The 14,665-nt window shown below is 37.8% G+C and carries 13 protein-coding genes; 8 read left to right on the forward strand and 5 right to left on the reverse strand.

Going from position 1 to position 14,665, the window contains the following annotated elements; genetic code table 11:
• Positions 1–10 precede the first annotated feature (10 nt).
• The 3 genes from aroC to ACZ5QH_RS11490 form a co-directional block, all read right to left on the reverse strand.
• Positions 11–1,105 carry a chorismate synthase gene (gene aroC, locus ACZ5QH_RS11480; RefSeq protein WP_303576041.1) on the reverse strand — a complete coding sequence of 365 codons (1,095 nt, stop codon included), beginning with the start codon at positions 1,103–1,105 and terminating at the stop codon, positions 11–13.
• A 12-nt stretch (positions 1,106–1,117) separates the two neighbouring features.
• The gene (prmB, locus tag ACZ5QH_RS11485) at positions 1,118–2,128 is read right to left on the reverse strand and encodes a 50S ribosomal protein L3 N(5)-glutamine methyltransferase (RefSeq protein ID WP_004720275.1); all 1,011 of its coding nucleotides are present in this window, start codon (positions 2,126–2,128) and stop codon (positions 1,118–1,120) included.
• Positions 2,129–2,242: 114 nt separating this feature from the next.
• Positions 2,243–2,626, reverse strand: a complete 384-nt coding sequence (locus ACZ5QH_RS11490) for a lysozyme inhibitor LprI family protein (protein ID WP_303576040.1) — start codon at positions 2,624–2,626, stop codon at positions 2,243–2,245.
• Between the two features lie 353 nt (positions 2,627–2,979).
• On the opposite strand from ACZ5QH_RS11490, the gene ACZ5QH_RS11495 reads away from it, so the two are divergent.
• From ACZ5QH_RS11495 to gcvH, 8 genes are all read left to right on the forward strand, one after another.
• The gene (locus ACZ5QH_RS11495) at positions 2,980–3,285 is read left to right on the forward strand and encodes a hypothetical protein (protein ID WP_004720270.1); all 306 of its coding nucleotides are present in this window, start codon (positions 2,980–2,982) and stop codon (positions 3,283–3,285) included.
• 151 nt (positions 3,286–3,436) lie between these two features.
• On the forward strand, positions 3,437–4,810 hold the full coding sequence (locus ACZ5QH_RS11500) for an ABC1 kinase family protein (protein ID WP_004720267.1): 1,374 nt from the start codon (positions 3,437–3,439) through the stop codon (positions 4,808–4,810).
• 258 nt (positions 4,811–5,068) lie between these two features.
• Positions 5,069–6,355, forward strand: coding sequence for an acyl-CoA dehydrogenase family protein (locus tag ACZ5QH_RS11505; RefSeq protein WP_303576229.1), 1,287 nt, complete (start codon positions 5,069–5,071; stop codon positions 6,353–6,355).
• Between the two features lie 24 nt (positions 6,356–6,379).
• Positions 6,380–7,579, forward strand: coding sequence for an acyl-CoA dehydrogenase family protein (locus tag ACZ5QH_RS11510; RefSeq protein ID WP_303576039.1), 1,200 nt, complete (start codon positions 6,380–6,382; stop codon positions 7,577–7,579).
• A 136-nt stretch (positions 7,580–7,715) separates the two neighbouring features.
• Positions 7,716–8,204, forward strand: coding sequence for a GNAT family N-acetyltransferase (locus tag ACZ5QH_RS11515; protein WP_034616573.1), 489 nt, complete (start codon positions 7,716–7,718; stop codon positions 8,202–8,204).
• 256 nt (positions 8,205–8,460) lie between these two features.
• Positions 8,461–8,910 carry a MaoC family dehydratase gene (locus ACZ5QH_RS11520; RefSeq protein ID WP_004720258.1) on the forward strand — a complete coding sequence of 150 codons (450 nt, stop codon included), beginning with the start codon at positions 8,461–8,463 and terminating at the stop codon, positions 8,908–8,910.
• Positions 8,911–9,003: 93 nt separating this feature from the next.
• Positions 9,004–10,035, forward strand: a complete 1,032-nt coding sequence (locus ACZ5QH_RS11525) for an AraC family transcriptional regulator (protein ID WP_004720255.1) — start codon at positions 9,004–9,006, stop codon at positions 10,033–10,035.
• A 117-nt stretch (positions 10,036–10,152) separates the two neighbouring features.
• The gene (gene gcvH, locus ACZ5QH_RS11530; RefSeq protein WP_004720254.1) at positions 10,153–10,527 is read left to right on the forward strand and encodes a glycine cleavage system protein GcvH; all 375 of its coding nucleotides are present in this window, start codon (positions 10,153–10,155) and stop codon (positions 10,525–10,527) included.
• Between the two features lie 96 nt (positions 10,528–10,623).
• On the opposite strand, the gene ACZ5QH_RS11535 is transcribed toward gcvH, so the two are convergent.
• Together ACZ5QH_RS11535 and ACZ5QH_RS11540 are read right to left on the reverse strand one after the other, a co-directional pair.
• Positions 10,624–11,679, reverse strand: a complete 1,056-nt coding sequence (locus ACZ5QH_RS11535) for a 3-deoxy-7-phosphoheptulonate synthase (RefSeq protein ID WP_244012633.1) — start codon at positions 11,677–11,679, stop codon at positions 10,624–10,626.
• A gap of 494 nt (positions 11,680–12,173) precedes the next feature.
• Entirely contained in the window at positions 12,174–14,282 is a 2,109-nt protein-coding gene (locus ACZ5QH_RS11540) for a sensor domain-containing protein (protein WP_303576037.1), read from the reverse strand.
• Between the last annotated feature and the right edge of the window lie 383 nt (positions 14,283–14,665).

Below are 14,665 nucleotides of genomic sequence, written 5' to 3' on the forward strand. Positions count from 1 at the left end.
AATATATTTGCTATTTAGGTTCAATTGGGGCAAATGGTGCAACCACATCCGCATTTTGTGCACGGTGACGCATAAAATGATCCATCAATACAATGGCAAGCATGGCTTCAGCAATAGGTGTCGCACGCACGCCCACACAAGGATCGTGACGACCTTTGGTGAGTACATCTGTATCTTCACGAACTAGATTGATGGTTTTCCCTGGTGTAGTAATACTTGCGGTTGGTTTTAACGCAATCGCTACACGGATGGTTTGGCCTGAAGAAATACCACCGAGAATACCACCAGCATGATTGGCTAAAAACCCATCTGTGCTAAGTTCATCACGGGTTTCATGACCAAATTGTTCTGCAACGGCAAAACCATCACCAATTTCAACACCTTTCACCGCATTGATGGACATCATGGCATGGGCAATATCAGCATCTAAACGATCAAATACGGGTTCACCCCAACCTACAGGTACTTTTTCTGCAAGGATCTCAAGCTTTGCACCACAACTGGTCCCCTGTTCACGCAATGATGTCACCAGCGCTTCAAAACGTGGAACAGCATTGACATCACCACAGAAGAACGGATTATTCGGAACTTCATTCCAATCTAAAGCTTGTGCTTTTTCTGTACCAATTTGCGTCACGTGGCCACGAATCACAATCGCAAATTTCTCAAAAAGAAATTTCTTTGCAATCGCACCCGCTGCCACACGCATCGCCGTTTCACGTGCACTTGAACGACCACCACCACGATAATCACGGAAACCATACTTTTGCGTATAGGTGTAATCTGCATGGCCTGGACGGAAAGTTTGCGCAATATTGCCATAATCTTTAGATTTTTGATCTGTATTACGGATCAATAAACCAATTGAAGTTCCTGTCGTTTTACCTTCAAAAACTCCAGAAATGATCTCAACCTCATCTGGCTCTTTACGCTGAGTGGCAAACTTAGAAGTGCCCGGTTTACGACGATCTAAATCAATTTGTAAATCTTCAGCAGATAATTCAAGACCCGGTGGCACACCATCAACAATTGCCATCAAGCCTACGCCGTGAGATTCACCACAAGTCGTTACACGGAAGAGTTGTCCAATACTGTTACCTGCCATGCTTACGACTCCTTAAGCTTGAATAGATTGAATAAATAAATCACGGAATGTACGACATTGTTCAGCAGTCAAAGCAAAAATACCTGTACCGCCTTTTTGGAACTGTAACCAGTAAAAATCAATGGTATTAAAATTCTGTTTCATTGCCCATTCTGAGTTACCTACTTCAATTACGATTAAACCGTCTTCAGTTAAATAATCAGCAGCTTGAGCCAACATTTTTCGAACTAAATCCAAACCATCTTGACCAGCCGCTAACGCAAGTTCAGGCTCATGATGGAATTCATCTGGAAGATCAGCCATATCTTCAGCATCCACATACGGTGGATTTGAAACGATCAAATCATATTGATTTTCAGCTGGAATTTTGGCAAACAAATCTGACTCAAGCAAAGCCACCTGATATTGCTTATTGTGGTGCTCCGCATTAATAGAAGCCACTTCTAATGCTTCTTTAGAAATATCAGTTGCATCTACTTCTGAATCAGGGAATGCATATGCCAGCGCGATCGCAATACAACCTGAACCCGTACACATATCTAAGATACGTTGCGGTGTTTTTGGATTTGGGTTTTCAGGTAAATTATTCACGCCTGCACGTGTTTGTCCATTTTCATCTAAACAATAAGGTGCAAAACGGTTTTCGATCAATTCAGCAATCGGTGAACGAGGAATTAACACACGCTCATCAACATAGAATGGCTTACCAAAGAAATAAGAGAGGTTAAGTAAATAAGAGGTTGGAATTCTTTCATTTACACGACGTTCGAGTAGGTTTAAAAACTCAGCTTTTTCACTTGGCAATAATTTTGAATCTAAAATTTCAGCATCCGCCTTCCATTCCAAAGAAAGCGTTTGTAAAACCAAGGCAGAACTTTCTGCGAAATAATCTTCTGTACCTTGACCCAAATGTGCATCGTATTGACGTAAAGCTGTAACCCCAAAACGAATAAAATCACGAATTGTTGATAGGTTTTCAGCAGCTTCCTGTAAATGTTCAGGGCTAATAGTCGGTCGATCCACTTAAGGTTTCTCCAAGGTCATATTTTTAAACGCCTTATGATACCTTGTTTTGCATGACATTTATAATGCTTTACGACAATTTACTTAGCAATTATTTTATAGTGCAATAAAGCACTATAAACGATAGCTTTGTTTCTCTAACATATTGGCTCTATTGACTGTTTGTTTGAGGGCACAATTGTAATACTTCATTTTATAATCATCAGAAACTGATTTATTTGACTCATCACACTGCTGATCTCGAAGTTTAAACCATTGTTTTTGATATTTCTTTTGAACTTTCTGTTGCTTGTCTGTATACAGATCCAACGTCTGTTTAAATAATGATTTCAAACGATCATCTTGCTTGCTCAACTCAGTTTTCATACAACTGGCAAGTGTTCCCGAGCTTGAACCTGCTGAATTCATACAGCTTAAATAATCTGAGCTATAACCGATCGCCTGCGTGTGCATCGGCAATAATACAACTAAACTGATACCCCAATACTTTAAATACATCCAATTCCCCTATCCCAAAATCATTATTTTAATCCAAAGAACTCTGGCACTGATTAGCAACAATCCCCTATCTAAAAGAGTGTAAAAGATTTGAAACTAAATACAATCATTGCAGATAAATTATTGTTAAAACTTGATTTAAAACAATCAACTTTGTTTTGCCATGTCACTCGTTTTTTAGATTTATTTTCAAGCCTATTGTTGTATGTTTTTAAAACAAATCAATCTGCTTGGTTATAAAATATAAATTATTTGTGGCAAAATTGCTGAGATTGAGCACTTAACTTGAAATTGGGTCATTTCACCTTTATATATACAACAAGTTTTTAAATATTTATGAATTTAGTCAATTTATGAGCTACAAACATAATAACCTCATGGCGATGCGTCAGTCATGGTGGGATGATGAATCCACTCCAAATGTCAAAATTGAAAAGCAGTTTTTTCAACAAACCCTCACTGAACAAGGTGTTTACGAAGCGCCTTCTCTAGACGATGTAAAATATTTTTTCTTTAGCTTGCCCAGCATTATCATTGTTAAAGGCTATGCGCTGGGATTTACTAATCAAAGCGTTAAAGATCTGATCATCAATTACATTGCTTCAAATAAGCAAGGTTTAATACTCCGCAAAGAGCTTAAAATCCAATTTAGAATGTAAATTTTAATATTGCTTAGGCTATTTTGATGGAATTAATTTAATTCCCCCATTCAGCGAATTGAACTGTTTAAATACAGTCATTCCATGTAATATTCCTTACAATTAGTCATCTTTTTATCTTTTCGAATCTCTTATAAAGGATTTTATCTTCATGTCAGATCAGAACGAAAAGCTCAAACAGTTAAAAACCTCATCAATGGATCGTCGCTTATCAATTGCAAAAGCATCATTATTGGCAGGTACACGCTGGGCAGCTTCAAGTGCGAGTTCAATCTTTTCAAGTGAAGAAGAAAAAGAAAAAAAACGTAAACAAGCTATGAAAGAACAAGCCAATTATCTTGTGCAAGAAATTGGCAAGCTAAAAGGTTCAATTGTTAAAATCGGTCAAATGATGGCGCTTTATGGCGAGCATTTTTTACCTGAAGAAATTACTCAAGCATTAAACACCCTCAATAATCAAACAGTTGCCCTTGCATGGCCTGCGATTAAAGAGCAATTGGTCAGTCAATTGGGTTCAAAACTCAACGATCTTACCATTGATCATGAGCCGATTGGTACAGCTTCTCTGGCTCAGGTTCACCGTGCAACACGTAAGTCAGATGGATTAGAGTTGGTTCTTAAAATCCAATATCCTGGTGTAGCCGACGCCATCGACTCAGATATGAGCCTATTTCGAAATATGCTTAAATTGACACGTATGGTGCCACAAACCCGTGAGTTCGATCAGTGGTTTGATGAAGTGCGTGAAATGATGCATCGTGAAGTTGATTATAAAGTTGAAGCGGCAACAACCCGTCGTTTTGGCCAGCGACTTAAAGAAGATCCACGTTATGGCGTGCCACAAATTATTGATGACTATTGTACCAATCAAGTCCTGTGCATGACCTTTGAACGTGGTGTACCCATCAACAGCCCTGTCATGCTGTCTTTACCACAAGAGCGACGTAATCTTTTAGGTGAAGCATCACTTGAAATCGCAGTTCGTGAATTGTTTGAGTGGGGAGAAATGCAAACCGACCCGAACTTTGGTAATTACCTTGTTCGTTTGGGCAATGGTGAAGAGATAAAAGATAAAATTATTTTGTTAGATTTTGGCGCTATACGTCAATTCGATGACCAATTACTTCGCGTAGCTTGTAATTTAATCAAAGCGGGTTATAACCACGATGCTGAAGCAATGGTCAATGCCATGTCGGGCTATGAGTTCTTTGATGCAATGCCTTTAAGCATTAAACCCGATATGGCAAAAGTATTTTTATTGGCAACAGAAGCATTTAGTACACCTTTAAATAACCCAGATTTACCTGCTGGGGTGATGGATCAACATAACCGTTATGACTGGAAAAAAAGCCAGCTACATAGCCGTGTGATGCAACGTGCTTCAAAATCAATGGCTTCACGTTACTTCAGTATTCCACCAAAAGAATTTATGTTTATCAGTCGTAAATTTATTGGTGCTTATACATTTATGACGGTGATTGAAGCAAAGACCAATGTTCGTAAAATGATTGTACCTTTTGTTTAATCTTTTTAGTTTTCATACAGGTTAGACGAGATTGTAAACGTTTTAAAAATGTCACTTTTACCAATACCCAACAAATGTTGGGTATTTTTATTTAAAAATAAACAATAAAAATCAGAATATTAATAACAAATATATCATCTACTCTACCATTCATCTAAGGTCAATCACTTTGTCAGCTTTGACATAGTTTTTTATTTTTATGCATGTCAGGATTGTTGTATACCGACACTAAAATACAGGGACTTCGGCATGACCAATATGGTAAATAAAGCTCAAGGTTTGGGTTTAAATCTAATTACAAAAATTGCAGGTAGTGATTTACTTGATCAGTTTAAATTGCGCAAATTTATCGAAAGATCACTTTATCAAGGTTCTAAAGCTGGTTTTAAAACCTTAAGTGCAACACAAAAAGCATTTAAATCAGATTCAAATGTAACCAAACAACGTCTGCCCAATCAGCAAAAGTCCCTATTTGATCTGAGTTTGACTGAAGAACAGCAAATGACGGTGGATGCCATGGATCAATTTGCGTCCGAAGTACTTTATCAATTGGCCCATCAAGCGGATCACGACGAAAAGTTTCCAGTTGAGCTTTGGCAACACAGTACCAATTTAGGTCTAAATTATTATGCACTGCCTGAAGCTTTAGGTGGTGTTGCATCTGAAAAAAATATTGTGAGTAATATTTTAATTGCCGAACGCTTGGCTAAGGGGGATTTTTCACTTGCTGCAGGTCTGCTCTCTACTTTTAGTGTCATCAATGCAATCACACAATGGGGTTCTGAAAAAGTTCAATCTGTTTATTTAGCAAATTTTGCCAATGATACCGATATTCAAGCCACTTTTGCGGTACAAGAAGCAACCCCAGCATTTAATCCCTTACGCTTAAAAACCAAAGCGACTGCCAACAATGGACAATTCAGCATTACTGGAGAAAAAACTTTAGTGCTATTAGGTGCAACAGCAGATTTATTCCTTGTTAGTGCAGACTTTAAGGGTCAAGCGGATGTTTTCGTTGTAAAGCGAGATCCAAGTATTACAGTGAAAAAATCACCTGCAATGGGTTTAAAAGCAACTGAAACGGTAACTTTGAAGTTTGACAAAACCCCAGCCCAACGTTTAGGCGATGACGATTTTAATTATCCTGCATTTTTAGATTTAGGCAATCTAATGTGGTGTGCAATGGCTGTTGGCAGCTGCGAAGCGGTTAAAGATTACAGTATCAAATATGCCAATGAACGTACTGCATTTGGTGAACCTATCTCACACCGTCAAAGCGTGGCATTTATGATCGCAGATATGGCGATTGAAATTGATGCAATGCGTATGCTGATTTTAAATGCTGCCAGTCTTGCAGAAGCAGGACAACCCTTCCATAGAGAAGCGTATTTAGCCCGTCTACTTTGTGCAGAAAAATCTATGAAAATTGCGACAGATGGTGTGCAAATTTTAGGTGGACATGGTTTTACTAAGGAACATCCGGCTGAGCGTTGGTACCGCGACTTACGTGCAACTGCCGTTCTACATTCTGGCTTACACGCTTAACTTAGAAGATAAAGGATAAAAATCATGAATTTACAAAATCCAAAAAAATTCCAAATGCTTTTAGATCAAGCACACGAAACTGCATTGAATGTTTTACGCCCAATTTCTCGTAAATACGACAAAGCGGAACATGCCTATCCTAAAGAACTCGATATGCTGGCTTCTTTACTGGATGGTATGAACGACGGTGGTGATGGGCTCAATGCTGGCGCTGCAATTAATAAACGTGGCGATATCGACAGTAATAATAAAAATGGCACCAATATGTCGACTGCCTTGGGTGTAATCGAAATGTGTTATGGCGATACAGGCCTATTGCTGACCATGCCCCGTCAAGGGCTGGGCAATTCTGCGATTGCTGCCGTCGCTAATGATGAACAGCTTGAGCGTTTTAAGGGGACATGGGCTGCAATGGCCATTACTGAACCTAGTTGTGGTTCTGACTCTGCTGCGATTCGCACAACCGCAACCAAAGATGGTGATGATTACATTCTGAACGGTGAAAAAATATTTGTCACCTCTGGGGAACGTGCTGACTCAGTCGTGGTTTGGGCAACTTTAGATAAGAAATTGGGCCGTGCTGCAATTAAATCTTTTGTTGTGCCTAAAGGTACACCTGGAATGAAAGTTGAACGCCTTGAACATAAACTTGGCATTAAGGCATCCGATACAGCGGCAATTAGTTTTGTTGACTGCCGTGTCCCTGGAGCAAATTTACTCGGTAATGCAGAAATTGATGTAGCCAAAGGTTTTGCAGGCGTGATGGAAACCTTTGATAATACCCGTCCACTTGTTGCAGCCATGGCAGTGGGCTGTGCCAAAGCGTCTTTAGAACGTATCAAAGAAATTTTTAAAGATGAACTAGATCCCGATTATGCTGCTCCATATTTGCAAACATCCAATTTGGCTGCACAAATCTATCGGATGGAGGCAGAATGGGAAGCTGCACGCTTACTCACCATAAAAGCCACATGGATGGCAGATAACAAAAAACCAAACTCTCGTGAGGCCTCTATCGCCAAAGCTAAAGCTGGACGTATTTGTAATGAAATCACTTTAAAATGTGTAGAGCTGGCTGCCAGTGTGGGTTATAACGAAGATGAATTATTAGAAAAATGGGCGCGTGACTCAAAAATTCTAGATATTTTTGAGGGAACACAACAGATTCAACAGCTGATTATTGCCCGTCGAGAATTGGGTAAATCTTCGAGTGAATTAAAATAGTATTGCAGCAAGACCTGTAAATTTACTTATTTACCACTATTCAAGTGGTAAAGTTTTGATCAGTTGAATTTTTAACTGATCACAAAAGGTAGAATTTTTGTTATAAAAATTCTACCTTTTTTATTTTCATTTACTTATGTACCAAATTAGAACGATACAAATACAAGACAATCCGTCGATCGCACAAGTTATTCGTGAAGTATCTAAAGAATTTGGCTTAGCACCTGAATCAGGCTTTGCTGTAGCCGACCCGATCTTGGATGATTTATATCAGGTATATGCTCAACCCAATGCCCAATATTGGATTATTGAGGATGCAAATGGTCGCGTTGTTGGTGGCGGAGGTCTTTCACCATTACAAGGTGATGCAACTGTTTTAGAGATTCAAAAGATGTATTTTTTGCCTGAACTCCGTGGTTTAGGATTTGCTAAGAAAATTTTAGAAAAGTGTTTTGAATTTGCACAACAACAAGGCTTTCAGTCTTGTTATTTAGAAACCACTCAAGATCTCTGGCAAGCCATTAAACTCTATGAGAAGTTAGGCTTTAAGCATTTATCACAACCTAAAGGTAATACTGGTCATAGTCATGTTTGTGAAGTTTGGATGCTTAAAACATTGCTTTAACGCACCATAAGCTTGTTCAATTCACTTTGGTCGTATTTTCATTACTTTCAGGACATAACACAATGTTATTATGGTCTAAATCACTCGATATTTTGAGTGATATTTCAATTCGACTTAAAAAAATGGATGATTGGCAAAACAGTCATTGAAATTGCTTAATGGTGATTTACAATGAAAAAGTTTAAATAATTTAATTTTTATGCGTAGAACATCATTATTTATGAGTATTGTGTGAAATTAAGGGAATGTATAAACAATGTTGTATTTGGAAGATTTAAATATTGGTGATCATTTTAAAAGTCGTGAATACGAAATGACTTTGGATGAGGTTTTAGAGTTTGCACATAAGTATGATCCGCAAGTTTTCCATACGGATGCTGAAAAAGCCAAAGATCACCCGATTTTTAAAGGACTTGCTGCAAGTGGATGGCATACCTCAGCGGTCACCATGCGCCTTTGGACTGAATGCTTCCCTGTTGCTTATGGCTTAATTGGTTCAGAATCAAGTTTAAGATGGCCAAAACCCACGCGTGTGGGCGATAAAATACATGTCGATGTCGAAATTGTATCTATCCAGCCCTCTAAAACCAAAAATGATCGCGCAATTGTGACCTATGTAACACAAGCAAAAAATCAAGATGACGATGTATTGCTAATTTCAACCACTAAAATTGTGGTATTTAAGCGCAATTTTGATGCACATTAATCCTAAATTTGTCTTACAATATTTAAGGGTTTTTCCATATCATGACAATATGATTAAACAAGTAAAAACAATGTTTAGAGCAATGGAAAGCACATGAAAACAGTCTCAGCTCGCCAAGATCAGGGAATTCCTGGTGTTTATGGACTATTATTATTAGATATTGTTTCTCGTTGGGGATATAGCGCAGAGACACTTTTCGCACCCTTTAATTTTACCAGCGAGCAGTTAGCAGATCCTGAGTGTCGGATTCCGACACCACTTGCCAATGAATTGATTAAACACGCATTAAAACTTACAGGTGAAAGCACCTTAGGCTTTCATCTTGGTACACAAATGCGTATCTCCATTCATGGCTTTATTGGTTATGCCATCATGACAGCACACGATATTACCGATGCGCTTGTCTTAGCCAACCGTTTTATCCAGTTGCGTATGCCCTTTCTACAATTGTATTTTTCTACTTTTGGTGAAAAAGCCACACTTCAATTGCAATGTGATATCGAAATCGAACCTTTACGCACGGAAATTGTGATGGGGCTAACCTTTGGTATTATGACCATGGCAAAAGCCTTAACTGGTATTGATTATTTGCATGGCGATATCGATTTTGATTTTCCCAAGCCTGATGGTTTTGACAAATACATCGAGAAACTGGCAAAGCAATACAATATGCGTTTTGAACAGCCACATCTCATTGCAAGTTTTGACAAATCCTACTTGGGCTTAAAAATGGTCAATGCTGACCCGATTGCCAGTCAAATTGCGATTAATCAATGTGAAGCAGAACTTTCAGCTTTGGGTGAAAGGCGCCGCTTGGCAATGCGTGTACGTGATATCTTGACTCATTCGGAACAGCATTATTTAAGTATTGAAAATGTCGCAGATCGTCTGCATATGTCAGACCGTACATTAAAGCGTCAGTTGGCTGCCGAAGGTACTTCTTTCTCTACATTGGTAGATGAAGTACGTTATCGCCATGCCACATCGTTACTTTCCCGTACTGACTATACACTGGAACAAATTGCAGATGAACTCGGTTATAGTGATGTTGCAAACTTTAGTCGTGCATTTAAACGCTGGAGTGGTCGTAGCCCAAGTAGTTGGCGCAAAGACCCATACTTATAATGTGATTTATCACGATTATTTGTTTCGATGAATAAGTTTATCAGTATCTCTGCTTTCTGTTTTGATTAAAAAACCTGTATAACTCGTGCCAAAAATAAATTGATTAATGGAGTCATTATGAATCATCCTTCAGATTTGAAATATGCAGCAACACATGAATGGGTAAAAATTGAAGGTGATCTTGTGATTACTGGTATTTCTGACCATGCTCAAGATGCTTTAGGCGACTTAGTCTACGTTGAAGCGCCTGAAGTGGGTAGCCATGTGGTTGCTGGCGCTCAAGCTGGTGTAGTTGAATCCGTTAAAACAGCATCTGATATTCATGCGCCTGTTTCGGGTGAAGTTGTAGAAGTGAATACTGCCCTTGAAGATGATCCAGATTTTGTGAATGATGACCCGTATGGCAAAGGTTGGATTTATAAGATTAAACCAGACAATATTGCAGATGTTGAAAAGTTACTCAGCAATAGCGAATATGAAGCTGGGCTTTAATTTTTAAAATCCTAATGCTTAAAAATAATGTTTAAACACAAAAAGATCAGATGAGTCTGATCTTTTTGTTTATATCGTAACGGAAAATAAGGTACATCAAGCCGTCTGCAACAACTCCTGTTTCGAAAGCTGCTCTGCAACATCCAACAACAATTGCTCCGTCTTATTCCAACCTAAACAACCGTCTGTAACGGATTGACCATAAGTCATATCACAAGAGATTTTTTGATTACCATCCACCAAATGACTTTCTAGCATTACACCACGTACATGGGTTATATGTCTTTCTTCAATGATTTGCTGTAAAACCAACGGTTGCTTTAAAGGATCTTTACTGCTGTTACCATGACTACAATCAATCACCAATGCGGGCAATTTCCCTTGATGCTGTTGGCGGATCTGCTGAATCGATTCTGCATCATAGTTTGTGCCCTTATTTGAACCACGTAAAATGATGTGTGCTAAAGGATTACCATGACTATGTACAATACAAGGCAATCCCTTTTGACCCATGGCTAGAAACTGATGAGGATGACTTGCAGATTGAATTGCATCTAAAGCAATTTGAATCGAGCCATCTGTCCCATTTTTAAAGCCAATACTAAAAGGCATATGGCTTGAAATTTCACGATGAATTTGTGATTCACTGGTCCGTGCACCAATTGCACCCCAAGCCAACAAATCATCAAAATATGCAGTTGCCATAGGGCTTAGAATTTCACTGGCGATTGGCAAACCTTTTTCAATAATTTGTAAATACAATTGGCGTGATTTTTCTAAGCCCAATTGCATATTGGCAGATCCATCTAAATTTGGATCGTATAAAAACCCTTTCCACCCCACTGTTGTACGTGGCTTTTCAATATATGCACGCATCACTAGAAAGATCTGATCTGACACTTTTTCTTGTAATTGTATTAAGCGATCTGCGTATTCCAATGCGGATTTTTCATCATGAATAGAACATGGGCCAGTAATCACCAACAGACGATCATCTGTACCATCGAGAATATTTTCAATTGTTTGGCGTTGCTCAGCAATTTGTAAAGCAAGCTTATGTTTTAATGCAAATTTTTCTTTTAACTCATAAGGCAAACTGAGTTGAGTTTCTATGGTTTGATTTTGTTGTAAAGCAATATTTAGTGCATTCATGATGTATTCCTTTGGACTCTACAAAGTCCGAACTTTTATTTGAGCGTATGGGATCTATTCAAATGGGCGATCAGGTTTTTCACTTGACCAAAGTAAGTCCAATAAAAGTTGCTAAAGTATACGTAGTTAAATTTCATCATGACATTCTCCAAAATCTTTACACTTAATTGATTCAAAATATTTTTAACATTCAGATATAAAAAAACCTGATCGGTGTTGCCGATCAGGTATTAACTTTGATGGGCAACCAATTCATTGCCCGAACGACTTCAGGCAATTATCTAAAGAATTGCCAGAAATAATAAGAAGTAGCGATTACAGGTTGCTTTTTCATCTTTATGTCGTTCATAAAAATCTATATTGAATTTACAATACCTGTAGTCTGTAGACTTTTCAAGCCCTTTTTTAAAGTTTTTCTATATTTTATGTATGGAATACAAATGATTGAGTTAAGGCACAATTTAACCCAATCATTGTTGTTAATCCAAAGCCCATCACTGCAACATTTCTTGCACTTGTTCAGCACAAATCGCTTGGCTAAATAAGAAACCTTGGCCAAATTTACAGCCCACGGCTCTTAAATTTTCAAGCTGCTGAATCGTTTCAATCCCTTCTGCAATAATATCTAAAGAAAGGATTGGACCTAATTTTGCAATCCCTTCCACGATCGCTTTAATTGACTTTTCTTCATGCATACGATTTACAAAGTTATAGTCAATTTTTAAACTATCTACAGGGTAATCACGAATATGCGTCATCGATGAATGTCCTGTTCCAAAGTCATCTAAGGCAATCCGCACACCTTCTTGTTTAAGTTTTTTTAACGCTCGAATGACATATTCATAGCCACGATCAGCCAAAACATGTTCAGTAATCTCGACTTCAACAAGATGATGTGGAATGGCATACTGGGTCAAGCGCTTTAATAAAATTTCGGCATAATTATCCCGCATAAACTCTACAGGTGAAGCATTGATTGAAATCGGTACAACGTTAAAGCCTTGCTTGATCCAATGAGAAATATCTGTAAATATTTTATCGTGCATGGTTTCGCTGATTTTAGTCGCTAACTCAAAATCATTAAATGCTTCAGCAACAGTCGCAGGTAAATAAACATTGCCCTCTACATCTCGCCATCTGAGTAATGCTTCAAAACCAATAATTGAGCAATCATCCAGTTTTACTTTAGGTTGGTAAAATGGTTCAATTTGATTGTTACGGATAATTTGGCGCGCTGTATTTAATTGCTTGGCTTTACTTTGGGCAATTTCAAACATGTCTACACCAAACATACGAATACCACCACGACCCCGTTCTTTAAGGTCATTTAAAGCAGCATCTGCACATTTCAACAATCCTGAACCATCTTTGGCATCATGCGGATAAATTGAACCGCCGATACTCATACCACCATTCAGCAATTTACCGCTATAAGTAATAGGCGCATCGAGTTGTTGTAATAATTTTTTGGAAACAGCCTCAATCTGCGCATGACTTTCCACATGGTCAATCACCACCGCAAACTCATCTCCCCCGAGTCTTGAGATATAGGCATTCTCATCTAAACAATGCGCAAGGCGTTTAGATAAAACCTTAAGTAAATGATCACCAGCAGAATGACCTAATGTGTCATTAATATGTTTAAAATGATCTAAATCAATCAGTAATAATCCAATTTTGCTTCGGTTTTCTCTGGCTTTAGAGATTGATGCCTTTAATCTTCTTTTAAATGCACGACGATTCATCAAACTCGTCATTTCATCAAATTCACAGATCACTCTGAGTTTTTCTTCGGCAATCCGTTGTTTGGTTATATCTCGTGAAACACACAAAATACTGGTGGTTTGACCATTTTCATTGACAACAGGGGTTAAAATATTGTCCCAATACATGGTTAAATTACCAAAGACACTTTTACCTGCAAATCTGGCGTTTTTCCCTTTTGCCGCTTCTTTAATGGCTTTTTTACCCTGCTCACGCACTTCTGGTGGTAATAGTCCAAGCCATTCCATACCAAAAGTTTTTACTTTTTCTTGTCCTAGTAATGCAATACAACCAGATTTATTCATATGTGACACATAACCATCTGGTGTAATAATTTTGATACAGTCGACACTGACATCAAGCATATCTGTATTGGCTTTTAGTGACTCACTGGTTTCACGTAATAACGTTGCACGTTCATGAATATTGGTGCAGGTTATGGTCCAATCAAAAAACTGTTGTTTATAAACCGTACTTTGAGCAATCAGCAAAAACCATTGATAGTCGCCATTCACATGACGGATACGACATTCTTTTTCAAAACGTTGACCAGTTTTCTGCGCTGTTATCCAAATATTATAGATATGTTCTGCATCATCAGGATGTAAGCATTTAATCCAATCGGAATCGCAAATATTGTGCGTATCTACACCAATAAATTCTTTTAATGGGGTATTACAATAGCCAATCCCCAATTTTGTCACCCAAATAAGGTGTGGTATCAGATCTAAAGCTTCTTTGACTTCATTCAAAATTTGCGCAGATCGAGGAGTTATAGACTTTGGAAATGAACCCACCTGATTCAAACTCGAATGCAAAGGTAAATAAATGCCTGCCATAAATTAATCCTATCTATCAACGCAAAAATTAAGATAAACCATTGTTCAAACTTATATGTATTTTAAATAACCACAGCTTCTTGTATAACCCAAGTGTCGAGTCGTTATTTTTTTAAAAAAACCATGTGATATAAGTCACACTTTAACCAATAAGTTTAAATTGTATACAATAATGTTTATAAAATCTATTCTTTTAAGTTTTTAGGTATGTTTCAAATTTATGACAAACCCATGTTTATTTAAATTATCTTTAAATATCAACCTGATAAATAAATTTTATATTTTGTAATATGAGAAAAAATCCCCCTGTTATGATTTATTCTAAAGAGACTCAATTCCATGCTTGAGTTCTGCACTTATTTACAATAATCTTAACAATATTC

It is taken from the genome of Acinetobacter sp. Ac8 (genome assembly GCF_055392545.1).

Bases quoted from the DNA above. Each gene is read 5' to 3' on its own strand.
- ACZ5QH_RS11505 (WP_303576229.1), top strand. From the start codon at position 5,069: ATGGTAAATAAAGCTCAAGGTTTGGGTTTAAATCTAATTACAAAAATT.
- ACZ5QH_RS11515 (WP_034616573.1), top strand. From the start codon at position 7,716: ATGTACCAAATTAGAACGATACAAATACAAGACAATCCGTCGATCGCA.
- aroC (WP_303576041.1), bottom strand. From the start codon at position 1,105: ATGGCAGGTAACAGTATTGGACAACTCTTCCGTGTAACGACTTGTGGT.
- ACZ5QH_RS11510 (WP_303576039.1), top strand. From the start codon at position 6,380: ATGAATTTACAAAATCCAAAAAAATTCCAAATGCTTTTAGATCAAGCA.
- ACZ5QH_RS11500 (WP_004720267.1), top strand. From the start codon at position 3,437: ATGTCAGATCAGAACGAAAAGCTCAAACAGTTAAAAACCTCATCAATG.
- gcvH (WP_004720254.1), top strand. From the start codon at position 10,153: ATGAATCATCCTTCAGATTTGAAATATGCAGCAACACATGAATGGGTA.
- ACZ5QH_RS11520 (WP_004720258.1), top strand. From the start codon at position 8,461: ATGTTGTATTTGGAAGATTTAAATATTGGTGATCATTTTAAAAGTCGT.
- ACZ5QH_RS11495 (WP_004720270.1), top strand. From the start codon at position 2,980: ATGAGCTACAAACATAATAACCTCATGGCGATGCGTCAGTCATGGTGG.
- ACZ5QH_RS11540 (WP_303576037.1), bottom strand. From the start codon at position 14,282: ATGGCAGGCATTTATTTACCTTTGCATTCGAGTTTGAATCAGGTGGGT.
- ACZ5QH_RS11535 (WP_244012633.1), bottom strand. From the start codon at position 11,679: ATGAATGCACTAAATATTGCTTTACAACAAAATCAAACCATAGAAACT.
- ACZ5QH_RS11525 (WP_004720255.1), top strand. From the start codon at position 9,004: ATGAAAACAGTCTCAGCTCGCCAAGATCAGGGAATTCCTGGTGTTTAT.
- ACZ5QH_RS11490 (WP_303576040.1), bottom strand. From the start codon at position 2,626: ATGTATTTAAAGTATTGGGGTATCAGTTTAGTTGTATTATTGCCGATG.